This is a genomic window from Paraburkholderia phenoliruptrix (assembly GCF_019511605.1).
Lineage (GTDB): Bacteria > Pseudomonadota > Gammaproteobacteria > Burkholderiales > Burkholderiaceae > Paraburkholderia > Paraburkholderia phenoliruptrix_A.
Genome location: NZ_JAEUAV010000001.1, coordinates 336,388 through 357,349, shown reverse-complemented (window position 1 = coordinate 357,349; position 20,962 = coordinate 336,388). Strand labels below are relative to the sequence as shown.

The following is a 20,962-nucleotide window of genomic DNA, read 5'->3' as shown; positions in this document are numbered from 1 at the left end:
AAGGGCATTTGTAATTGAACGTCCTAGGTCGCGGGGCACGGCGCCGCGCTTTGCGTCGACGAGAGGCGCGGCGCGCGCGCTTTGGCGTCGAGAGTGCGGATGACGTCGGCAAGACTTGCCGAAATTTGCTGAAGCGCCTGGCGGTGTCCGACGACCAGCGCAGTGTTGCCCGCGCTTACCGGTTCGCTGACGACGCTGCGGCAGGTCACCACGGTCTGGTCGGCCAGCGCGCGCACGCTCCACACCGCATCGATCAGCGCATGCGAGCCTGGCCACGATTCGAAGCGCTGCACGCTCACGGTGACGCGATAGACCGGCACACCGGCGGGGCGCGGCGAACGCGCGACGTCGAACGTGTCGAGACGCTGCGCGAGTTCCTGCGAGAGCGCCTGACGGATTTCGTCGGCGGGCAACGAGGCCCAACGCGTTTGCTCCAGCACGTTCACGCGGTTCGCGCCGGTGTGCACGACAAAGGCCGTTCTGGCAATTTGCGCGGGAACGTCGACAGCAGCCACGTCGATCAGTAGCGCGGGCGGTGGTGCGGTGGCGCGACTCGTGCTGAGCGGCATTCCGCCAACCAGCGTGTAGAAACCGCTTGGCGGCGACGAGCATGCGCTAAGCGCGGCCACGCCCGTCAATCCCGCCCATACGCCGAACGCAGCCAACGCAGCGAGCGAACGGCGCACGCCTGACATTGTCCGGCGGCTTGCATAACGGTTCATGGCTGGTCTCCCGTCTTGCCGCGCACGAGAGATTCCGGGTGACGCTCCAGATAATCGGCCAGTGCATTGAGCGACTGCAGCGTGCGCGTCAGTTCCTGCAACGCCTGATGCATGTCGGACTGCAGCGGCGAATCCTGTCTGAGTGTGGCCTCGGCCGAACTGAAGGTTTGCCGCGCCGCCGCCAGCGTGTCGCGCGCCTGCGGCATCACTTCCGTACTGAGCTGCGCAAAGAGCCTGTCGGCGTTCTTCAGCGAGTTGTTCAGGTTCGCGCCGATCTGGTCGAATGGAACTCGCTCCAGTTTTCTCGCAATGTCGGCCACCTGGGTTTGCAATGCGTCGAGCGAGTTGGGGATGGTCGGCAACTCGAGCGGGTCGCGCGTGGCGTCGAAGCTGACAGGCGCGGCTTTCGGAAAAACGTCGAGCGCGACGTATAGCTGACCCGTCAGCAGATTACCGGTACGCAACTGTGCACGCAGACCACGCTCGACGAGATGCCGCAGCAGTTGCTGGCTTTCTGCGGAGCCCAGATCGGGAGCTGGCGCGCCGTGTGTGCGGCGCTTCAGGCGGTCGGGATACAGCTCGACCGTCACGGGCATCGTGAAGCTGCGTGTTTGCGGATCATAGTCGACGCTGATGTCGATCACCTGACCGAGCACGATGCCGCGAAAGTCGACGGCGGCGCCCACCGAGAGGCCGCGTAGCGACTGATTGAACCTCATCACGACGCGCAGGGGCGGGCCGTCCGGTGCGCGCATCGCTTCGTCTTCGTCAGACGCAAGTCGGAAGCTCGTGTAGTCGGCAGCCTGCGGTCCGCGCTCCTGGCCGGGCGGCGCGCGGAACGACAGGCCGCCCACCAGGATCGACGTGAGAGATTGCGTGTTGACGACAAAACCGCTCGAATCGAGCCGCACGTTGACGCCGCTCGCATGCCACCAGCGCGAGTTGGTGCCGACGTACTGGTCGTAGGGCGCGGCCACGAACACCTGCATCGTCACGCCCTTGCCGTCCTTGTCGAGCGAGAGGCCGTACACCTGGCCTACCTGCACGCGCCGGTAGAAGATCGGCGAGCCGATGTCGATGGAGCCGAGCGAATCGCCATGCAGCGTGAAGCGGCGGCCCTTCTGGTCGGCGGTAACGGGCGGCGGCGCCTCCAGCCCGACGAAGGTGTCGCGCGATTCTTTCGAGCGGCCCGCGTCCACGCCGATATAGGCGCCCGAGAGCAGCGTGCCGATTCCGCTCACGCCGCTCGCGCCGATGCGCGGGCGTACTACCCAGAAGCGCGTGTCTTTCACCGCGAAGTCTTCGGCCTGCTTGCTCAGTTGCACGGCTACTTCCACGTGCGAATGATCCTTCGAAAGCGTGATCGACTTGACCGCGCCTATTACCACTTCCTTGTACTTGACCTGAGTCTTGCCGGGTTCGAGACCTTCCGCGTTGTTGAAGCTGATGGTGACCTGCGGTCCGCGTTCGGTGATCGACTTGACGACGAGCCCAATGCCGATCAGCGCCGCGATGAGCGGCACCACCCAGACCAGAGAGGGCAGCCAGCCGCGGCGCGACTCGATGCCGGGATCGGGCGCGTCCGGAAGCTCGGCGCGCGGGTCGGGATCTTGCGGGCTATTCATGAGGCGGCTCCGTGGCGGTGCTGGCCGTGGGCGGGTTGCCGCCCTCGACGTGGTCCCAGATCAGTCGCGGATCGAACTGCATCGAAGCCAGCATGGTCAGGATGACTACGCAACCGAACGCGAGTGCGCCGGGTCCTGCGGTAATGACCGCGAGCGATTCGAAGCGCACCAGCGCGACAGTGAGCGTGATGACGAACACATCGAGCATCGACCAGCGGCCAATGCGCTCGACGATCCGGTACAGCTTCACGCGTTCCATCGGGCGCCAGGCTGAGCGGCGTTGCGCGCTGGCGGCGAGCAGCACGAGCACCGTAAGCTTGAGCATCGGCACGAGAATGCTCGCAACGAACACGACGATTGCAAGCGGCCACGACCCCGAGGTCCAGAAGTAGATCACTCCGCTGATGATCGTGTCGTCTTCCGAGCCCACCAGCGAAGCGGTGTGCATGACGGGCAGCAGATTGGCCGGCACATACAGAATCGCGGCCGCGAGCAGCAATGCCCAGGTGCGCGAAAGGCTGGCCGGATTGCGTCGATGCAGCGGGGCACCGCAGCGCCGGCAGTGCTGCCGCGCATGGCCGGCCCTGCGTCGCTCGACGCGCCCGCAAGCGTGGCACGCGAGCAGTCCGGCGTGGGAGGCGGTGAGTGTCTTCATCGCGATGGCCCGTGTTTATGCCGTGGGGCGCGCGGCAGGGCGATGCGCGGCGGGTGGCGGCGCATGCGCTTCGTTTGCGCGGCGCGCGGCATTCGAAATGTCGTCTGCGAGATCCCACAGCGTGCGCGGATCGAACATCACGACGAGCAACAGCATTAGCGTGAGCGCGCCAAATGCGAACAGTGCCGCGCCCGGAACGACGCGTGCGAGGCTCACCATCTTTACGATCGTGACGAGCACGCCGAGCATGAAGACTTCGATCATGCCCCACGGTCGCACGAACTGGATTGCGCGCAAGATGCCATTGAAGGCGGGCGGCACATAGCCATGACGTATCGCGATCAGCACGTATAGCAGCGCGGCAAGTTCGGTCAGCGGGAACAGCACGGTGGAGCAGAACACCATGGCCGCGACCAGTTGCATGTCCTCGTTCCAGAGTGTGACGAGCGCACCGAAGAGGCTTGTGCGCGAGGTAATGCCGCCCGTTTCCAGCTCGAGAATGGGAGAGCCGAGCGCGATCACGAACGTGACCAACGACGCGAGCGTCAGTGCGCAAATACCGTCGAGCCGGCGCGACATACCGCGATACAGGATCGCGCCGCAGCGCAGGCAGCGCGCGCATGACTTGCCGCTTAGCCGTGGCTTGCTGTACAGCGCGTCGCACTCGTGGCAGGCAATCAGGTTCTCGTCGTTCATGCGGATTGGGCGTCAGGAGCGGCGATGACGACGGCATGGCGCCGCCGTCATCGCCCGTTGCGTCGCTCGCCGTGCGTTCATCGCGTGTTCACGGCCTGTTCACGGCCAGTTCAAGGCATTACCGGCTGCCATGACGGATCGGGGTCGAACGATCTGAGCGCCGCGGCTTTGCGCGACGAATCGCGCCCGAGGTCCTTCTGATAAACCTGGCCCTCCTGATTGACAATGAAGCTCATCACGCCCGTCTTGCCGTATTCCGCTGGCCATGCAAAGAGCGCATAGCCTCGGGTGAGCGCGCCGTTCTCCACATAGTCGAGCGCACCGCCTTTCGCGTGCGGACCCTGCGCGCTCAGAATGCGGAAGTGATAACCGTGGTAACCGTCCTTGCTGATCGAGCCGACCTTCGGCATGGTGGCCGCGAGCGGACCGAGTGGGCTTTCCGCCTCGCCCTCAGCGGTGGGCCAGTAGAGTCCGTCATGCTGGCCCGGCGTGCTGATCAGGCGCTGCGCATAGTGTCCCGTCAACGCGCGGAAATCGCGCTGCGCGTCGAGATAGGCGAGCGAGGTCATGATCGCCGCACGTTCGTTGCGGCCGATCCGGCGCGTGAGGATTTCGTCGCTGCCCGCTGCGGGATCGAAGCGCCAGCCGCTTTCGGCCTGCACAAGGGGAATGGGCAGCGTCCAGCCGCTCGTGCCGACGGACAGATGCTTGCTTGGACGCCCGTGAAGCGGCGCGGCGTCGTCCACGATGTGGTGGCCGGCTGCCCACGCACCGAGGAAGTCGTAGATGTCTTCTTCGCCTACGTCTTTCGACGGAATGAAGCGGTTGTAGTACTTGCCGAGCACCCGCTGCATCGCCGCGTGATCGTTGGTGGCAAGTGCGTCCACGAAGGCGTTCACGGCTGCTTCCGGGGTCGGATAGACGGCCTGCGCGTGAGCCGGTGCGGTGCTGACGAACAGCGCCGACAGTGCGAGCGCCGCGCGGGCAAGCTGACGGGACAAGGGCAGTGCGGTAACTTTCGCGACACAAGCGCGAATGGATTGAATGCGGTTCATGAGCGGCTCCTGGTATCGTTCAACGTTGGCGTCCGAAGTGGCGTTGTCCGCCGCCGCCCGCGCCAAAGCCGCCATGTGGCACTGTACCGCCCGCACCCGGCAGGTTGCGCGCTTGCCCGCCGTCCAAGCCACCACGTTCCGCTCCAGCGCCTGCGCCAAGGTTATTGCGCGCGCGGGCCTGCGCCTCGCGGCTCGCTTGCCCGCGCTGAATGTCCTGCTGCGCCGCCGCGCCGTTGCCTGCGCCGCGCAGCGCGTTGTCGCGATTCACGTTCTGCGCGCGAGCCTGAATGTTGGGAGCGTTCGTACCGCCGTGCTGGATGCCGTGCACACGCTCGCTCGCGCTGCCGCCCAGATTCTGCCCGGTGCGGTTCTGCAATGCCTGTTGCGCCTGTGCGCGCGAGCCGGACAGGTCACGCCCGCGATAGGCGTCGCGCTGCATGCCGCCCAGGTTGGCGGAAGTGTTGCGATTGAACGTGGTATCGCGATTCCATCGGGTCGTGCTGCTGTTCACGTCGAGGCGCCGGTTCACGTTGATGTTGTTGTACCGGTTCACATTGATGTTGACGCTGTGGTTGTTCCAGTTGACGTCGCTCCACAGCGCGCTCGTAATCGCGACACCCACGCCGAACGCGAGCCCGGCAGCGAGGCCGCTCGCCACCGCATAGCCGGGAGGCGGCGGCACATAGACCGGTGGATACGCCGGGTAGGGCCATGTGCCGTAGACCACGGTCGGGTTATAGGTGGGCACGTAGACGACCTGCGGGTTGGCCGGCACGATCTGAATGGTGCTCTGTTCGACAATGACCTTTTGCTGTTCGCTGGTCTTGAGGTTGCCGGCCTGTTGCGCCTGTCTGCGCAAACGCTGCACAGAGTCCATTACGTCGTTGGGCTGCGCGAGAAACGCATTGCCAAGCTGGGCGACCCAGTCGGGCTTGGAGGCCATCGCGGCGAGCACCTGCGGAAACGCGACCAGCGATTGCACGCTCGGGTCCCACGGTTCGCTCGCCACCGCTCTCACCGCGTCGTCGCCCTTGACGTTCGGATTGGCTCGCGACCACGCAGCCGCGGCCGCCACGTCCTGCGGAAAAGTAGACGCCATCAGCACCTGCGCGAGCAATGCATCGGGATAGAGCGCAACGGAAGCAGTCAGCGAATCGAGTTGCTGATTCGATATCTTCGCGGCGGTTTGCGCATGAGCTGCGGGAACCGCGGTATCGAACAAGGCCGGCGAGCCGGCCAGGATGGCAAGCGCTATGAGCGTTGCCCTCTGGTGTGCGCCTGAGCGTTTCACGATGAAATCTCCGTGTTTCGAAGTTGCACGTCTCGTTGTGATGCGGGTGAGAGCGAACCCGGCTTGTACGCTCGCGTATGCACTGCGGGCGCCGTGCGCGGCGTGACAAACATCGCACTGCGAAATGCAACGGGTTTGAATGGAATGTTATTCGGCAAGACGTCAGGCCTTTATTCGCAAATGACTCCGTTCTTTCAATGGCGAGATTATTAGCTCCCTTCCATACGGAAATGCAATGCTCGAGCCAAACAAATTCAGGTTGAAGTTGGCAGGAAGATGAACTAAGGCAGTGCCGTTCACGAACCGCATCCACGCGGGAAAGGGGAGTCCGGAAAAACGTATGTATATCTAATCATAGGCTTGCTTTTGGCAGGGTGCTTTCCTATCTTCCATGCGAGAGGTAGTGCTGGTGACGTGCATCGTAGCGCAGCAAGCGGCGCATGCAGTGTTAAGTAAAACTGTTCGCGTTTAGCCGATGTGTTCTCGGTGGCAGGCATTCTGTTACGTAAGATGCTTTACGTGTGAGCGGCGCGGGCCTGCGGCCATGACGCCAACGTGAAACTCATCAGCTTTCCTGAGGACAAGGATTCCCAATGAAGCGAATCGCCGCAGTGGTTATCGTAAGTGCGAGCGCACTTGCCTATGCTCAGAAACCCGCCACTTATCCCGCGCATGGACAAAGCCAACAGCAGCAGATGTCGGACGACGGCGCCTGTTATGCCTGGGCGAAGCAGACTACCGGCATCGATCCGGCTGTCGTCGCGCAGACGCCCCCGCCCGCAGCGGGCCCGACCGGCTCGCGCGTCAGAGGCGCTGCACGAGGCGCGGCCGCGGGCGCGCTCGTCGGCGAGGTGAGCGGCAATGATGCCGGCCACGGCGCAGCGGTGGGCGCAACCGCCGGCGCGCTCGCAGGCGGCGTGCGCAGCCGTCAGCAGCATGCCGCCCAGGCGCAGGCCGCGGCGTCGTCCCAGCAAGCGGCGATGAACACCTATTGGCATGCGTACGGCGCGTGCATGCAAGGCAAGGGCTACACGGTCCAATAGGGGGCGACATGAAGACAAGCGCAGGGAAGCCGCGCGCGTTGGCGCGAGAGAACCACTGCGGCTCGCATATGGCGACTGTCGCAGCCGCTTTAGGCCGCTCCAGGCGAGCGGCAACCTCGTTGGCCGCCTTGCGCCGCGCTTCCACGCGAGCGAAGGCTTCGCGCCTCGTGCGCGCCGTGGCGGCGCTCGCCTGCGTCTACGCCAACGAGTGCGTCGCAACCGAAGGCGGCGTCGGCAGGCCCGTGACCGGTCAGCAGGTCTCGCCGTACGCAGGCGTGGTGCCGCCTACCTCCGAGTGGATCGTTTCGTTCGCAACGATCTACTACGAAGGTTCGCTTGGCGCGACGAAGACGTTGCCGGTGTCGGGAACGGTCACACAGGGTCTGAACTATCAGGTGGTCTATACGATCGCGGACCTGCTGAAACCCTGGGGCGTCACGTGGGGCGGCTGGAATTTCGCTTCGCTCGTCGGCGTGCCCGTGCAGTACACCCACGCGTCGAGCTTCAACGGCATCCTTCCCAACGATCACTCGACAGAGTTCGCCGACCTGTTTTTCGTGCCGGTGATCGCGGGCTACCATCTCACGAAGACGGACCACGTGGCGTTGAGCGTGCAGATTTTCGCGCCCACGGGTTCATACAGTACGAGCCGCCTTGCCAATGCGGGCGAGAACACGTGGACCTTCACGCCGACCATTGCGTACACGCATCTGATCCCTTCGGAAAACATCGAACTGACGGTCAATTACGGCATCGGCTTTTATACGCCCAATAGCCGCACGCACTACCACAACGCGCCTGTCAGCGTGCTCGATCTGCTTGCGCTCAAGCGTTTTCAGAACGGCTGGGGCGTGGGCGTGGTGGGCGGCTATATCCAGCAGCTTGCCGACGACAGCGGCGGAATTGCAGAGCGGATCGGCGGCGCGCGCGGTCACGTGTGGGGCCTGGGTCCGATGATCACTTGGTCGGGCAAAGTGTCGAAAACGCCGGTTTCCGCCGCGCTGCGCTGGGTCAACGAAGTCGAGGCGAGCCACCGTCCGCGGGGCAACTCGGTACAGCTTTCGATCAGCGCGACGTTCGAGTAACGGCCGTCACTGCGCCACGGAGGCGAGCAGCGCGACGGGCACGCCATGACAGTTACCAGTTGCCACCACGCTCGCGACTGAGTCGGCGCTCAGCTTCATGCCGATGTCATAGGTGGACAGATGCTTGTCCACCCGCACGACGTTCAGCGGCCACGAGGCGTGCGCGAGCCGCTCATGCGCAATCGACCCAACCCATAGCGGCACGCCGGCTGCGCCGTCGCCGACCGCATAGCCGCTGGGCCAGAAGCGCAGCACGTCGCGCTCGTTGCGCGTAGCACCAGGGCGCATAAAAACGAGCGACGAAAGCACGCCGTTGTTCAGCTTCGGCAGGACGGGCAACGCGGTCGCGGCCACATCAGGCGAGGCGAGCGAGAGCAGGCTGTGGGCGGACAGATCCGTGCCCTCCAGCCAGCCGTCGCGGCGCAACTGCTGGCGCAGCGATTCGCTGTGCGCGACCCATTGCAGCGTGAGCGGCTCCTTGCGGTCGCCGCCCATATCCGAGCGATAGCAGGGCAACTGCTTCCACACCGTCTGCGTCCACTGTTGCCGCGTGACCTGGGCGAGCGGCAGCGGCGCGAGAGCGCCGGGCGGTGTCATCATGCCGAGGCCGGATTGCAGGCCGACACTCGCGAGCACCACCGCCAGCACGATTGCCGGCATCCAGCGGCGGGTAGGCGGCGGCTGCGGATGCCGCAACATCGCAGTCAGCGCGACAATGGCCACCCACATGTAGGCAAGGGCGGCGCCGCCGATCGCGTCCGACACCCAGTAGCGGCCAAAGTACACGCCCGCTAGCGCGACCAGAATCACGATGAGCGTTGTCACCGTGACCACCAGCAGTCCTTCGAGCATGCCGACCCGGCGCGCCAGCAGAAAAGCGAGGAAGCCATACACGATGACGGTTGCCGCCACGTGATTGCTCGGGAATACGTAGGCGTCGGGCAGCAGCCCGTTGGGCGCCGCGCGCTGCATCGCGAATTGCAACGCAAAGATCAGCATCTGCGAAAAGACGACGGCCGCGAGCCAGTAGCCTATGGTGCGCCAGCGCCGCTCCCACACCATCCACAACGCGACCGTGGCGATCAGCGCGGCCAGCGTGCCGGTGCTGCCGAGCGTCGCGAGGCCGGCGAGCACCGCATCGCCCCACGGCGTGCGCACCGACTGCATGAAACGGTAGACGGACTGGTCGACGTTGGTGATCGGATCGCCCGTAATCACGTCTTCGAGAACGCCAAAGAAGAGTGCGCCGCATACCAGAACGATGACAGATGCGGCCAGAATGCTCGTCGCATCCGGCGCGGCCGGGTCGAGCATTCTTCGCGCGACGCGGCCAAGCGGCCCAGGATGGCGGCAAGCCCAACTGCCCAGATGCCGGCCGGCCGCAACGGACCATGCGTGGGCGTGCGAGAGCAGCAAGGCCGCTGCGCGATAGCTGAGCCAGATGCTCACCAGCAACAACGCAAGAATCACGACGAGCCGGAACGACACGGCGCCCGCAAGCAGCACCGACGCGCCGAACACCACACCCGGCAGAATATGCGCCGGCGCCCACAGCAGCGCGGAGAGCACGTTCATCGCGTAAAAGCGCACGGGCGACATGCCGAGCATGCCGGCGACGACCGGCACGATTGCCCGCAGCGGTCCGACAAAGCGCGCGAGCACCACGCTCTTTGCGCCATGCTTGCCGAAAAAGCGGTAACCGGCTTCGAGCACTTCGGGATGACGGGAAAACGGCCACAGTTTGACGATGCGGCTCTTGTAGCGGCTGCCGAGCCAGAAACTGAGCCCGTCGCCGGCGATGGCGCCCGCTATTGCCCACGCGAGCACCCAGCCGAGGCTCAGTGAGCCGGTGCCGGTGAGCGCACCCGCGAGAAACATTGCGGTGCTGCCGGGAACGAACGTGCCGATAACGGCGACCGACTCGAGAAAGGCCGCGAGGAACACGACCGTGAGCATCCATTCCGGATGACCGGCAAGCAGATGCAGAAGGTGGAAGTAGGCTTGCTCCATCGTGCGCGACGAGCCGTTTTGGCGTAACGACCGATCATAACGCGCACGATGGGTTTGGATGGTCCAGTCAGGCTCCAGTCAGGCTCCAGTCAGGCTCATTTCTCGCGCGCCGACTCGCGCGGGAGTTTTCGTCGACCCATCAGTAAGCCGTGAGCGTGTCGCCCGACACGTGCACGCGTTCGCCGGGTTGAAGGGGCGGCTGCGTCTGATAGTCGAAATTGCGGTAGCTGCCGTCCTGCATGCGCACCTGAACCTGGTAGGTGGTCTGCTTGCGCACGGCGTGCTCGATGCCGTTGCCTGCCAGTCCGCCGCCTACCGCGCCGGCAATCGTGGTCAGGATCTTGCCGCGTCCGCCGCCAATCTGATTGCCGACCAGTCCGCCCGCAACGGCGCCGCCGAGTGCGCCCAGGCCGGTGGTCGGCTCGGGCGATTGCACGGTGTTGATGGCGACCACTTCGCCCGCGTACGGATCGGCCGGAACCGGGCGCGCCGCGGTGGGTTCGTTGGCTGTCTGGTAGCCGCCGTTGTTTGCATATCGCGGGGCCGGCGTGGCGCCAGTATGTGAGCGATGAACCGGCGGCTTTGCGGGCGCCATGTGCTGGGCCGGCTGCTGCGCCGTTTGCTCGATGGGCTGCTGCGCGGGCTGTTGAGCCGCTTGCTGAGCCGCTTGCTGAGCCGAGGGCTGCTGCGCGGCCAGCGCAACCGGCGAAGACGCGGGTTCCGTGAGCGCGTGCGACGTGGGCAGCAAGCCCGTCATCGCGGCGATGCCTGTCGCGCTTGCGAGGATGACGGCCACTGCCGCGCCGGCGATCAACGGATGGATACGGCTGCGGGGTGAAGTGCTGGGCGTGAGGTTCGTGTTCATTGCGGGCTCCGCGGGTAGATGCCTGCAATAACGCTTGCACGAAGCGCGCGGTGCACGCTGCCGGTGGGTGCTTTGTAAGCATTTGTACGATGTTGGACGATGGAACGCCGCTCGGGCGCCGACATTGATAGAACCTGTTACGACCGTGAACGAAGCACGCACCGGCTCGTCATATGGACTGAGCAGCGGGTTATCTGACGGAGCGGAGCAATGAGAATCGCAACTGGCGGTGTTGCATCAACTGTGATGATCGCGGCATGCCTGTGCGGCATGAGCACAATGGTTTGCGCGCAGGCGCCTGGCAGCCGCGCCGGCAATGGCGGCCTGAGCGCGACTGCACCGAACGTGAATCCGACAGGCGGTGGGGGAGCCGCGGGCGCGACGCTCAGCCCGACGCCAGGGCTTGCTACGCCTGGCGGTGCAATCGGCGGTGGCCTTGGCACTGGCACGCGCAGCGGCACGGGTCTCGGCACCGGCATTACCGTCAATCCGTCCCGCGTCCCCAACAACATGCGGGCAAACGGCACGAGTCTGAACCAGAACCCCGATCCGCGAGTGCCGAGCCTGGGCGGCAGGCCCGCGGCGCCGCGGTAGCAACACCTGCGGGAACCGCAGATTGACCGCTGTTCTGTGCCCGGAGCCGGCGGTTTAAGATAGACGCTTCCTCAACCGGTCGATTCAAATACAGGAAGCGCGTATGGCATACGGTGAGCACAGATACAAGGTTTCGGTGCAGTGGACAGGCAACCGCGGCAGCGGCACCTCCGGCTATCGCGACTATGGCCGCGATCATGTAATCGCCTCAGGAAACAAACCGGCCATTGCTGGCTCGTCCGACGCCGCGTTTCTCGGCGACGCCGACCGCTGGAACCCCGAAGACCTGCTGGTTGCGTCGGCCTCGGCGTGTCACAAGCTGTGGTACCTGCACCTGTGCTCGGACGCCGGCATTGTCGTGCTCGACTACCGCGACGATGCCGAAGGCACGATGCTCGACAGTCCGCAACAAGGCCGCTTTTCGCAGATCGTGCTGCGCCCGCGCGTGCTCATTCAGGCGGGCGGCGACGTTGAACTGGCGCGGCGCCTGCACCACTCGGCGCATGAGAAGTGCTACATCGCGAACTCGGTCAACTTTCCGATTCTGTGCGAACCGGTGATCGAAACGCGGGAAGCCTGAACGTTTGGCTACGGGTTGTGCCGGCGGGAGCGTTGCTGCCCGGAGCGTTACCGACGATGGCGCGGCCACCGCGAGCGTTGCCCCGGAAAGCGCTGCCGCGCCGGGAGCGTTGCCCCCGAAAAGCCCTTCCGCTGACATCTTTCCGCCGCGACTCTTGCCTCTGACGGCACTTGCCAGCGCGACTTCTACCGCTGCGCTGCGTCAAGCGGCGTGCTTGCCGCAGCCCACTTGCCAACGCTCACCGGTTGCCGTCGAGCAGATCGCCCAGCAGTTCGTCAAACGCGGCCTGCGCGTCTTCCAGCTCCTGCAACGCAGCGTCGAAAGTCTGCAGCGCGAATTGCGAAGGCTTGCCGTTGCCGGCCGGCGGGAATTGCGACTGCAACGACGCAAACGCCGTCTTCACGCGCAGTGTCGCGGTCAGTACGCGTTCCATCGCGGCGGTTTCTTCGGCCCGCGCCTTGTCGTGATCGAGGTTGTCCATGAGAACTCCGTGTTCGTCCGTGCGGCTTGCGCCGCGTGAAATGGCGTGACTATGCCATGTTCGGGCTCACAATAGCGGCAGGCCGCTGTCGGCCTTTACCTCGCGCAACGATAGCGCAGACTCCACCGAGGTCACGCCCGGCAGGCTGCGCATCTGGTCGCGCATGAAGGTGCCGTAGTCGTCGAGGTCGCGCGCGACCACTTGCAGGATGTAGTCGGCGCTGCCCGACACGTTGTGACAGGCGATGATCCGCGGAATTGCCTGCACCTCGCGCTCGAAGCGGTTGGCGAGATCCTTGTCGTGCACGGCAAAGCGCACCAGAACGAACGCGACCACGCCGAAGCCGAGCGCCGAACGCGCGAGCACGGCCCGATACTGGCCGATGTAGCCCTCATGCTCCAAGCGCTTGAGGCGCCGCGCGCAAGGCGTTTCGCTCAGGCCGACCAGTTCGGCGAGCTTTGCGTTCGACATGCGGCCGTCTTTTTGCAGCGCGGCGAGAATTGCGCGGTCGGTCTTATCGAGGTCGGTGGTCATAGTGGGCGGCGGCGATTTCTGCGCGGGTGGAAAGCTTGCGAGAATGTGCGCATGTTAGCGCATTCCTCCAATACGCGTGCCGCGAGGCCGGAAATTCGCCAACAAACCCTCCATCGACGATAGCAATATAGAGCCCTGAACAACGAGAGGCTCACATGATCTCCGCTCACCTGCTGGCCGTCTATATCGCGGCCCTACTGGTCGTCTACGCCGTGCCGGGCCCCGACATGGCGCTCATCCTGCAAACGAGTATTGGGCGCGGCGTGCGCAGCGGCTTCGCGGCCGCTGGCGGGCTCGGCGTGGCGCGCGCCACACACGTGACGCTGTCCGCCTGCGGCGCGGCCGCGCTGTTGCGCAATGCGCCGTGGCTATACGACGTGGTGCGCTATGGCGGCGCGGTTTATCTCGCGTGGATCGGCATTCAGATCTTCCGCTCGCCTGTCTTCGCGCTGCCCGACGCGGGCGCGGCGCGCGACGAGGCGGGCTCGCCGCAACCGGCTCGCGGCACCGGCATGTCCGAGTTGCGGGCTGCGTTCGTCAAGGGCTTGCTGACCAATCTGCTGAACCCGAAGGCGCTGCTGTTCTGCTCAGTGCTCCTGCCGCAGTTCGTGCGTCCGGAAGCGGGGCCGGTCGCGTTGCAGATGGTCGAATTGGGTTCGGTGCTGCTCGCGGTCGGCCTGTGCTTCGACGTTGCTTATGCAGTGGGCGCCGCGCGTATCGCACACTGGATGCGCGCGCATCCGCTTGCCCAGACCCTGCAGCGCTGGACGTTCTCAGCCGCGCTGATCGGCTTCGCGCTGCGGCTGTCGCTCGATTGAAGCTGCGCCGGGAATTAGCGGACGCTGCAGCCGACGTTTAGCGGGCGCTTTAATGGGCTTTTGAGCGGGCGGTTTAGCGGACACTTTAACGGCTGCTGCGACGGGTGCTATAAGGGGCGCTATAACGGGCGCTACAACGGTTGTATTGACAGGCGCTAATCTGCACTAACGGACATCAACGTGCTTCACGCTTCTCTCGAGACGCAACCGGCCTACCGGTTCAGCTTGCGCTCGCGACGCGAGCGGTCGTCGATAATCTTTTTGCGGTGCTTGTCTTTCATCTTCTTCCAGCTTTTGCATTCGTCGCGCGTGCGCAGGCAGCCGATGCAGTAGCCGGTTTCGCTGTCGAACTTGCAGATGTCGATGCAGGGCGATGCAGTGCTCATGTCGGGCAATGGTGGTGAATGGCGAAAAGGTGAGGCGACTTTCGCACGGCCCATGCTCGCGCGCCAAGTGATTGTGTTAATAAGACCGATAGCGCGCCGAAGCGCACATGCGCGAGCACGCCGCCTGCTGCTACGCGAATACACACCGCCTGTCGACGATGAAAACCCTGCTGCTTTACACGCTAACCGCCATAGCTGAAATTCTCGGCTGCTATCTGCCGTGGCGCTGGCTCAAAGAGGGCGGCTCTGTCTGGCTGCTCGTGCCCGGCGCGCTCAGTCTCGCGCTGTTCGCCTGGCTACTCACGCTGCACGGCACCGCCGCGGGTCGCGTGTATGCGGCCTACGGCGGGGTGTACGTGGCGGTGGCAATAGCCTGGCTCTGGTGCGTCGACAAGGTGCGGCCAACGCTGTGGGACGCAGCCGGCGTCGCGGTAACGCTGGCTGGCATGGCGATTATCGCCTTCCAGCCGCGCGTGTGAGACCTGCGCTTACTTCAGCGCGCCGAGATAGTCCAGCTTGCCGAGCTCCACGCCGTTATGGCGCAAGATGTCGTACGCCGTGGTCACGTGGAAGAAGAAGTTCGGCAGCACGAAACCAAGCAGATACGACTGGCCCGTGAACTCGATGGCGCCGTTACGCATTTTCAACGTGACGGCGCGCTCTTCCGAGCCGTCGATCTGTTGCGGGCTAAATTCCTTCAGATAGTCGATCGTTTTCTGGAGGCGCGCGTGCAGTTCGTCGAAAGTCTGTTCGACGTCCTCGTATCTGGGCGCTTCGACGCCGGCAAGACGCGCAGCGCAGCCCTTCGCGGTATCGCTCGCGATATACACCTGGCGCACGAGCGGCAACATGTCCGGCGCGAGGCGCGCGTTCGTGAATACCGACGGTTCGATCTGCTTTGCTGCGGCATGCGCCTGCGCCTTGCCGAGGATGGCCTGGAGATTGGTGAGGCCGCGAATCAGCACGGGCAGAGATGCTTGATACATCGAAATTGACATGGGGTTCCTCTGATTCTTCGATCGTGCGCGCCGACGCGCGCGAGGCAATGTAACGGCTTAATCGCCGCTGCAGCATCATAGCGGAGCGCAGTGCCGCGTGCATGGCACAGCCGTCGCATTAGCCGTTCGGCCGACTGCCGTGCACGCCGGAACTGTGTTCGAATGCATTGGTCCGAAGGTTTGCGAAGTCCTGCATGCAGCACCTTGTAACCGCTGTCGTCCGGCGGCGAGCGGATGGGGCGCACGTGCCGCTCCGTTGGCTTCTCGCAACCGGCGTCGTCATGCCACGAGGAGAATCGACACATGGCCACCAAGCAACCGCTGCCCGGAAGCGAGCGAACGGTAGAACAAGGCTCCAAACTGATCGGGGCCTGCGATCCAGCCGAGAAGCTCGAGGTTTTCGTCATGCTGCGCCGCCAGCAGCAGGCGCAATTCGACGCGCTGATGAGCCGCATCGAAGCGGGCGACCCCAACGTCAAGCCACTGTCGCGCGAGGCGCTGGCCAAAGACTATGGCGCGGCGCCGGAGGACCTCGCCAAAGTCAAGGCGTTTGCCGCCGCACACGGCCTCGCAGTGGAGCGCGAAGACCCGGCCGCCCGCTCGGTGCTGCTCTCGGGCACGGTTGCGCAATTCCAGAGCGCGTTCGAAGTCAAGCTGGACAAGTATCAGCACCATACGGCGGGAGAGTTTCGCGGGCGCACTGGCGCGGTCCATGTGCCGGACGATCTGCAAGACGTCGTGGAAGCGGTGCTCGGGCTCGACAACCGCCCGCAGGCGCGGCCGCACTTTCGCATCCGTCCACCGTTCCGGCCCGCGCGAACCCACCAGGCCTCGTTCACGCCACTGGAGCTCGCGTCGCTCTACAACTTTCCGCAAGGCGACGGCAAGGGCCAGTGCGTCGGCATCATAGAACTGGGCGGCGGCTACGATCCGGCAGATCTCAAAGCGTATTTCGCGAGCCTCGGCGTGCCTTCGCCCACGGTGAAATCGGTTAGCGTCGACCAGGCGCGCAACGAACCCACCGGCGACCCGAACGGCCCGGACGGCGAGGTGACGCTCGACATCGAGATCGTCGGCGCGATCGCGCCGGGCGCGACGATTGCGGTGTACTTCGCGCCGAACAGCGACGCCGGCTTTATCGATGCCGTGAGCCGGGCCGTGCACGATACGGTCAACAAGCCGTCGGTCATTTCGATCAGTTGGGGCGGGCCCGAGTCGGTCTGGACGAGCCAGTCGCTAAAGGCATTCAACAGCGTGCTGCAAACTGCCGCGGCGCTCGGCGTGACGGTTTGTGCGGCGTCGGGCGACAGCGGCTCGAGCGACGGCGCCGGTAGCGGAGACCAGGTCGACTTTCCGGCCGCAAGTCCGTATGTGCTCGCATGTGGCGGCACGAGCCTGAGCGCGTCGGGCACTGCGATCACGCACGAGGTAGTCTGGAACGACGGCCCGCAAGGCGGCGCGGGCGGCGGCGGAGTAAGCCGCGCATTTGCGCTGCCCGCGTGGCAGGAGGGGCTTTCGGTGGCGTTGACGGCGGGCGGCAAGAAGCCGCTCACGCGGCGCGGCGTTCCTGACGTGGCCGGCGACGCCTCCCCGCTCACCGGCTACACCGTACTCGTTGCAGGCACGCAAACGGTGGTGGGCGGCACGAGCGCCGTCGCGCCGCTGTGGGCCGGGCTGATTGCCCGCATCAATGCGGCGCAGGGTACGCCGGCTGGCTTCGTGAATCCGAAGCTGTACAAGGCAGCGGGCGTTTGCAACGACATCACGCAGGGCAACAACGGCAGCTTCGTGGCGTCCGGAGGGTGGGACGCCTGCACGGGACTCGGCAGTCCCAATGGTCAGAAAGTGGCTGCCGCACTATAGTCGGCAAACTGGTCGAGAAGTCGGCCAACTTGCCCGGCACATAACCGAAGCACCGGCACAAGACGTGAACGTACCCATGGAGCGATCATGACAAGCACAGAGCCAGCGTCCGTTAGTCCGCAGTCGCCGCAAGATTCAGAAGTCTCCGCCAAAGCCGCGGCGGGTGGCGGCAAGCACAAGGCGGGCGATCAGCCCTTCTTCGATCCGGTCGCATATGGCAACGGCCCCGACGATTCGGTCACGGCGACCGATGAGAATGCCGCGATCACGCATCACTCGGTCACGATAGACGGCAAGAAGATCAATTACACCGCGACGGTGGGGCATCTGGTGATTGTCGACCCGAGCAGCTCGGAACCCGCCGCGCGGATGTTCTACGTTGCGTTCACGCAGGACAACCAGAAGGAGGAAACCCGGCCGCTGACGTTCTTCTATAACGGCGGGCCAGGTTCTTCGGCGGTGTTCGTGCTGCTCGGCTCGTTCGGGCCGCGCCGCATCAAGACGTCGATGCCGAACTTCACGCCGCCCGCGCCCTATACGATTGAAGACAACCCCGACAGCCTGCTCGACAGAAGCGATCTGATTTTTATCAATCCGGTGGGTACCGGCTATTCGGCAGCCATTGCGCCAAAGAAGAACCGCGATTTTTGGGGCGTCGACCAGGACGCCGATTCAATCGCCCAGTTCATCAAGCGCTTTTTGACCAAGAACAACCGCTGGAATTCTCCTAAGTACCTGTTCGGCGAGTCGTACGGCACCGCGCGCAGCTGCGTGCTCGCATACCGGCTGCACGAAGGCGGAGTGGACCTGAACGGCATCACGCTGCAATCGTCGATTCTCGATTATGCGCAGGCCGGCAATCCTGTCGGCGTGCTGCCCACGGCCGCCGCCGACGCGTGGTATCACAAGAAGCTCGGCATCGCGCCGCGGCCGACCGATCTAGGCGAGTTCGCGGAGGAAGTCGCCCAGTTCGCGCGCACGGATTACCTCGCGGCACTGCGCAAATTTCCCACCACGGATGCGGCGACCGTCGAGAAGCTCGCCGAATACACCGGCATCGACAAGACCACCTTGCTCGCGTGGAGCCTCGACATTGCGTCATATGACAGCCGTGGCAATTCGCTCTTTCTGACCACGCTGCTCAAACCACAGGGGCTGGTGCTTGGCGCATACGACGGCCGCGTCACCGCTATCGGAACCGGCATTGCCGGAAAGATCGACCCGAACTCCGGCGGCAACGATCCGACCATGACGGCGGTATCGGGCGTCTACACGACGATGTGGAACGTCTATCTGAACGAGCAGTTGAAATACACGTCGAATTCGGCTTTCACCGATCTGAACGATCAGGCGTTCCAGTTCTGGGACTTTAGCCACATCGATCCGACCGGCGCGCAAAAGGGCGTGGACGACAAGGGCAACGTGATCCTTTACACGGCTGGCGACCTGGCCGCGGTCATGGCGCTGAATCCGGACCTGAAGGTACTGTCGGCGAACGGCTTCTACGATTTCGTCACGCCGTTCTATCAGACGGTGCTCGACTTGCAGCAAATGCCGCTGCTCAGTCAGCAGGTCCGGCAGAACCTGTCGGCGCGTTTCTATCCGTCGGGCCATATGATTTACCTCGACGGCGGCTCGCGCACGGCGCTGAAGGCCGACCTCGCGCAAATGTACGATGCGACGGTCGCCAACACCGAAGCGCTCAGCCGCATCCGCGCGCTGCAGGCGCGGGTCGCGCAATAGGGCAAGACGGCGCGATTTTCGCCGCGGCATCTGGCCGCTGCGCGTCGCGCCAGATAGTCCGAAACCCGTGCGGGAGAGCGCGCGAGGCTGGTCCGCGCGGGCTGCGATCGCGTGAGCTTTTTTACTTATGCACATCGAATGTGTTTTAATTGGCTTGCGAATTGAACTCTTGCGCGCCTCAGCCGGCGCGCCGACGGATGAAGGCAGGCATTGCAGACAGGCGTCGTAGCGGCAGTTGCGGCGACCCTAGCGGGACTATGTTTCCACCGCATTTACGTGCATCGGCGCCGTTGCGCGTGCGGCATGCGCGTGTCACGCTGATGCTCGGTCTGACCGCGCTGATCGCATTGCGAGCAGGAGTGGGGCATGCCCAGGACGCGAGCATGCTCGATCAGCGCGTCACGCAGCAGTCGATCGGCGAGACGATCTGCCGGCCAGGCTATGCCAGCGCGGTGGCGCCGCCATTCGACGAACTGATGGCGCGCAAGGACCGGATGCTCGCTGAGCGCGGCATCGACGCGGACGACGCCGCGGACTTCGCGCTGGACCGGCGCGTGCCGGTGGTGCTCGGCGGTTCGCCGGATGCGCCGTCCAACCTCGGTCTTCTGCCGTGGGCCGGGCGTCAGGGTGAACGGCGCAAGGCGCGCGCCGCGGTCATGCTCAAGCGCTGCGTCTGCGAAGGCAAGCTGAGTCTCGCGGAGGCGCAAGCGGCGATTGTCGGCGACTGGTCGGTGGTCTATTCGGGCTTCAGCCAGGAGTCGTGCAACATCAGCCGGCTCGACGTTGCTACGAGCGTCGACGGCGGGCGGAAAGGGGGACCTGGTTCGTCGCCGTAAGCTTGCTGGGTTGGCTTTCGAGGTCTTGTGCGGAGCCCGTTGCAGCGGTTGGCGAAAAGCAGAAGCCGCGGCTGGGGCTTTGCTATGGCTAGCTAGGGTTGCGGTTGCGGGCGGATTACGGCGATTGTTACTGCAACCGTTACGGCTACTGAAATGGCAATGGCGCTGTAACTGCGACGGCCACTGCGACTGCAACGGCCAGTGCGACTGCAACGGCCACAGCAACTGCAACGGCCAGTGCAACTGCAACGGCCAGTGCAACTGCAACGGCCACAGCAACTGCGACGGCCACAGCAACTGCGACGGCCATGGCGACTGCAGCGGCCTCAGCAACGGCTACTGTGAGGGCCGCAGCAATGGCTACTACGACAGCAATTGCAATCGCCACTGCCACTGCGTCGGCCACAGCGACCGCCACCACAACCGCAACGCGCGCCGGGCCAAACGATTCATCCCGTCAACGCGCCGTTGCCCCCGTCGCGCCGCAGGCGTGCTTTTATTTTTTCGTTCGGTTCGCAGACTCAACTCATTCCCGGAGAATCACCATGATCTTTTCACGTGTTGCCGCCGCGACGCTCGCCGCGCTGACCCTCGCCTGTGCCGCCGGCAGCTCAAACGCATTCGCCGCCGCGCCGATCGGTTGCGGCAAAGCCGACGCGCTGCAAATTCGCGGCGACGTGCCCGCCGCCATCTCCTTCGATGTGTATCGTCAACTGCGTCCGCTCAATGCGCAACGCATCGCGCTTTTTCAGTCGGCCGGTGAGGTGAAGCATCTTCCCGACGGCCTCGCTGTATGCGAAGTCGCAGACGACGGCGTCGACGATCCCTCCGCGGTCCTGGTCGAATTGCCGCACGGCAAGAACGCGTGGTGGGTGAGCGCGGCCAACGTGCAGGATCTGGGCGCGGACTGACATTGACTGGTTGCACCCGGTTTTCGGCGCGCCGACGGGCGCCATGCAGGCCGGCGTACGAGATGCGGCCCGCTTCTTGCGACTGGCGTCTGCATGAACAGAGGGTCCAGGTGCTGAGCAACGACGGTGCAAGCACTGAGGAGCGTCAAAGCGACGGCGCAGTGGCCGGAC

General features: G+C 64.6%; 22 protein-coding genes. 10 read left to right on the top strand and 12 right to left on the bottom strand.

What is annotated here, in order from left to right:
* Positions 1–23: 23 nt before the first annotated feature.
* The 6 genes from JNB89_RS01525 to JNB89_RS01500 form a co-directional block, all read right to left on the bottom strand.
* Positions 24–722, bottom strand: a complete 699-nt coding sequence (locus JNB89_RS01525) for a PqiC family protein (protein ID WP_220360982.1) — start codon at positions 720–722, stop codon at positions 24–26.
* The gene (locus tag JNB89_RS01520) at positions 719–2,347 is read right to left on the bottom strand and encodes an intermembrane transport protein PqiB (protein WP_220360981.1); all 1,629 of its coding nucleotides are present in this window, start codon (positions 2,345–2,347) and stop codon (positions 719–721) included. Before JNB89_RS01520 ends, JNB89_RS01525 begins: the two co-directional genes overlap by 4 nt.
* Complete coding sequence (locus JNB89_RS01515) at positions 2,340–3,002, bottom strand: paraquat-inducible protein A (RefSeq protein ID WP_220360980.1); 663 nt, start codon at positions 3,000–3,002, stop codon at positions 2,340–2,342. The genes JNB89_RS01520 and JNB89_RS01515 overlap by 8 nt, the downstream gene beginning before the upstream one ends.
* 15 nt (positions 3,003–3,017) lie before the next feature.
* Positions 3,018–3,698, bottom strand: a complete 681-nt coding sequence (locus JNB89_RS01510) for a paraquat-inducible protein A (protein WP_220360979.1) — start codon at positions 3,696–3,698, stop codon at positions 3,018–3,020.
* Positions 3,699–3,808: 110 nt separating this feature from the next.
* Positions 3,809–4,753 carry a DUF2950 domain-containing protein gene (locus JNB89_RS01505; protein WP_220360978.1) on the bottom strand — a complete coding sequence of 315 codons (945 nt, stop codon included), beginning with the start codon at positions 4,751–4,753 and terminating at the stop codon, positions 3,809–3,811.
* A 19-nt stretch (positions 4,754–4,772) separates the two neighbouring features.
* Positions 4,773–6,044 carry a DUF3300 domain-containing protein gene (locus tag JNB89_RS01500; RefSeq protein WP_220360977.1) on the bottom strand — a complete coding sequence of 424 codons (1,272 nt, stop codon included), beginning with the start codon at positions 6,042–6,044 and terminating at the stop codon, positions 4,773–4,775.
* 593 nt (positions 6,045–6,637) lie between these two features.
* Here JNB89_RS01500 and JNB89_RS01495 point away from each other — a divergent pair.
* Complete coding sequence (locus JNB89_RS01495) at positions 6,638–7,087, top strand: YMGG-like glycine zipper-containing protein (RefSeq protein WP_220360976.1); 450 nt, start codon at positions 6,638–6,640, stop codon at positions 7,085–7,087.
* Between the two features lie 68 nt (positions 7,088–7,155).
* On the top strand, positions 7,156–8,172 hold the full coding sequence (locus JNB89_RS01490) for a SphA family protein (protein WP_223216667.1): 1,017 nt from the start codon (positions 7,156–7,158) through the stop codon (positions 8,170–8,172).
* 6 nt (positions 8,173–8,178) lie between these two features.
* Here JNB89_RS01490 and JNB89_RS01485 read toward each other — a convergent pair whose 3' ends face one another.
* Both JNB89_RS01485 and JNB89_RS01480 read right to left on the bottom strand, forming a co-directional pair.
* The gene (locus JNB89_RS01485; RefSeq protein ID WP_220360974.1) at positions 8,179–10,182 is read right to left on the bottom strand and encodes a bifunctional DedA family/phosphatase PAP2 family protein; all 2,004 of its coding nucleotides are present in this window, start codon (positions 10,180–10,182) and stop codon (positions 8,179–8,181) included.
* A gap of 139 nt (positions 10,183–10,321) precedes the next feature.
* Complete coding sequence (locus tag JNB89_RS01480) at positions 10,322–11,047, bottom strand: glycine zipper 2TM domain-containing protein (RefSeq protein WP_220360973.1); 726 nt, start codon at positions 11,045–11,047, stop codon at positions 10,322–10,324.
* A 210-nt stretch (positions 11,048–11,257) separates the two neighbouring features.
* On the opposite strand from JNB89_RS01480, the gene JNB89_RS01475 reads away from it, so the two are divergent.
* Both JNB89_RS01475 and JNB89_RS01470 read left to right on the top strand, forming a co-directional pair.
* Complete coding sequence (locus JNB89_RS01475) at positions 11,258–11,641, top strand: hypothetical protein (protein WP_013341406.1); 384 nt, start codon at positions 11,258–11,260, stop codon at positions 11,639–11,641.
* 103 nt (positions 11,642–11,744) lie between these two features.
* Entirely contained in the window at positions 11,745–12,221 is a 477-nt protein-coding gene (locus JNB89_RS01470) for an OsmC family protein (RefSeq protein WP_220360972.1), read from the top strand.
* A gap of 238 nt (positions 12,222–12,459) precedes the next feature.
* Here JNB89_RS01470 and JNB89_RS01465 read toward each other — a convergent pair whose 3' ends face one another.
* Positions 12,460–12,702, bottom strand: a complete 243-nt coding sequence (locus JNB89_RS01465) for a hypothetical protein (RefSeq protein WP_013341404.1) — start codon at positions 12,700–12,702, stop codon at positions 12,460–12,462.
* A 66-nt stretch (positions 12,703–12,768) separates the two neighbouring features.
* A complete protein-coding gene (locus JNB89_RS01460; protein WP_135891868.1) occupies positions 12,769–13,236 on the bottom strand; it encodes an Lrp/AsnC family transcriptional regulator in 468 nt (155 codons plus the stop codon).
* A gap of 155 nt (positions 13,237–13,391) precedes the next feature.
* Between JNB89_RS01460 and JNB89_RS01455 the strand changes: the two genes are divergently transcribed.
* Positions 13,392–14,054, top strand: a complete 663-nt coding sequence (locus JNB89_RS01455) for a LysE family translocator (protein ID WP_220360971.1) — start codon at positions 13,392–13,394, stop codon at positions 14,052–14,054.
* A 212-nt stretch (positions 14,055–14,266) separates the two neighbouring features.
* On the opposite strand, the gene JNB89_RS01450 is transcribed toward JNB89_RS01455, so the two are convergent.
* Positions 14,267–14,440: a DUF1289 domain-containing protein gene (locus tag JNB89_RS01450; RefSeq protein WP_013341401.1), complete on the bottom strand. Its 174-nt coding sequence runs from the start codon at positions 14,438–14,440 to the stop codon at positions 14,267–14,269.
* Positions 14,441–14,598: 158 nt separating this feature from the next.
* Here JNB89_RS01450 and JNB89_RS01445 point away from each other — a divergent pair, with 158 nt between their 5' ends.
* Complete coding sequence (locus JNB89_RS01445; protein WP_041729502.1) at positions 14,599–14,919, top strand: YnfA family protein; 321 nt, start codon at positions 14,599–14,601, stop codon at positions 14,917–14,919.
* A gap of 9 nt (positions 14,920–14,928) precedes the next feature.
* Here the strand turns inward: JNB89_RS01445 and JNB89_RS01440 are convergent, their stop codons facing one another.
* Entirely contained in the window at positions 14,929–15,438 is a 510-nt protein-coding gene (locus JNB89_RS01440; protein ID WP_013341399.1) for a DUF1993 domain-containing protein, read from the bottom strand.
* A 303-nt stretch (positions 15,439–15,741) separates the two neighbouring features.
* Here JNB89_RS01440 and JNB89_RS01435 point away from each other — a divergent pair, with 303 nt between their 5' ends.
* The 4 genes from JNB89_RS01435 to JNB89_RS01420 all read left to right on the top strand — a co-directional run bounded on the left by JNB89_RS01435 (position 15,742) and on the right by JNB89_RS01420 (position 20,791).
* A complete protein-coding gene (locus JNB89_RS01435) occupies positions 15,742–17,301 on the top strand; it encodes a S53 family peptidase (protein ID WP_220360970.1) in 1,560 nt (519 codons plus the stop codon).
* Between the two features lie 87 nt (positions 17,302–17,388).
* Positions 17,389–19,044, top strand: coding sequence for a S10 family peptidase (locus JNB89_RS01430; RefSeq protein WP_220360969.1), 1,656 nt, complete (start codon positions 17,389–17,391; stop codon positions 19,042–19,044).
* 197 nt (positions 19,045–19,241) lie between these two features.
* Entirely contained in the window at positions 19,242–19,880 is a 639-nt protein-coding gene (locus JNB89_RS01425; RefSeq protein ID WP_220360968.1) for a hypothetical protein, read from the top strand.
* Between the two features lie 545 nt (positions 19,881–20,425).
* Positions 20,426–20,791, top strand: a complete 366-nt coding sequence (locus JNB89_RS01420) for a hypothetical protein (protein WP_220360967.1) — start codon at positions 20,426–20,428, stop codon at positions 20,789–20,791.
* Positions 20,792–20,962: the final 171 nt, after the last annotated feature.

Excerpts from the sequence above, each read along its gene's own strand:
- JNB89_RS01495 (WP_220360976.1), top strand. The coding sequence starts at position 6,638 with ATGAAGCGAATCGCCGCAGTGGTTATCGTAAGTGCGAGCGCACTTGCC.
- JNB89_RS01460 (WP_135891868.1), bottom strand. The coding sequence starts at position 13,236 with ATGACCACCGACCTCGATAAGACCGACCGCGCAATTCTCGCCGCGCTG.
- JNB89_RS01490 (WP_223216667.1), top strand. The coding sequence starts at position 7,156 with ATGGCGACTGTCGCAGCCGCTTTAGGCCGCTCCAGGCGAGCGGCAACC.
- JNB89_RS01440 (WP_013341399.1), bottom strand. The coding sequence starts at position 15,438 with ATGTCAATTTCGATGTATCAAGCATCTCTGCCCGTGCTGATTCGCGGC.
- JNB89_RS01420 (WP_220360967.1), top strand. The coding sequence starts at position 20,426 with ATGATCTTTTCACGTGTTGCCGCCGCGACGCTCGCCGCGCTGACCCTC.
- JNB89_RS01525 (WP_220360982.1), bottom strand. The coding sequence starts at position 722 with ATGAACCGTTATGCAAGCCGCCGGACAATGTCAGGCGTGCGCCGTTCG.
- JNB89_RS01515 (WP_220360980.1), bottom strand. The coding sequence starts at position 3,002 with ATGAAGACACTCACCGCCTCCCACGCCGGACTGCTCGCGTGCCACGCT.
- JNB89_RS01430 (WP_220360969.1), top strand. The coding sequence starts at position 17,389 with ATGACAAGCACAGAGCCAGCGTCCGTTAGTCCGCAGTCGCCGCAAGAT.
- JNB89_RS01510 (WP_220360979.1), bottom strand. The coding sequence starts at position 3,698 with ATGAACGACGAGAACCTGATTGCCTGCCACGAGTGCGACGCGCTGTAC.
- JNB89_RS01425 (WP_220360968.1), top strand. The coding sequence starts at position 19,242 with ATGAAGGCAGGCATTGCAGACAGGCGTCGTAGCGGCAGTTGCGGCGAC.
- JNB89_RS01480 (WP_220360973.1), bottom strand. The coding sequence starts at position 11,047 with ATGAACACGAACCTCACGCCCAGCACTTCACCCCGCAGCCGTATCCAT.
- JNB89_RS01435 (WP_220360970.1), top strand. The coding sequence starts at position 15,742 with ATGGCCACCAAGCAACCGCTGCCCGGAAGCGAGCGAACGGTAGAACAA.
- JNB89_RS01445 (WP_041729502.1), top strand. The coding sequence starts at position 14,599 with ATGAAAACCCTGCTGCTTTACACGCTAACCGCCATAGCTGAAATTCTC.
- JNB89_RS01455 (WP_220360971.1), top strand. The coding sequence starts at position 13,392 with ATGATCTCCGCTCACCTGCTGGCCGTCTATATCGCGGCCCTACTGGTC.
- JNB89_RS01505 (WP_220360978.1), bottom strand. The coding sequence starts at position 4,753 with ATGAACCGCATTCAATCCATTCGCGCTTGTGTCGCGAAAGTTACCGCA.
- JNB89_RS01450 (WP_013341401.1), bottom strand. The coding sequence starts at position 14,440 with ATGAGCACTGCATCGCCCTGCATCGACATCTGCAAGTTCGACAGCGAA.
- JNB89_RS01475 (WP_013341406.1), top strand. The coding sequence starts at position 11,258 with ATGAGAATCGCAACTGGCGGTGTTGCATCAACTGTGATGATCGCGGCA.
- JNB89_RS01470 (WP_220360972.1), top strand. The coding sequence starts at position 11,745 with ATGGCATACGGTGAGCACAGATACAAGGTTTCGGTGCAGTGGACAGGC.
- JNB89_RS01520 (WP_220360981.1), bottom strand. The coding sequence starts at position 2,347 with ATGAATAGCCCGCAAGATCCCGACCCGCGCGCCGAGCTTCCGGACGCG.
- JNB89_RS01465 (WP_013341404.1), bottom strand. The coding sequence starts at position 12,702 with ATGGACAACCTCGATCACGACAAGGCGCGGGCCGAAGAAACCGCCGCG.
- JNB89_RS01485 (WP_220360974.1), bottom strand. The coding sequence starts at position 10,182 with ATGGAGCAAGCCTACTTCCACCTTCTGCATCTGCTTGCCGGTCATCCG.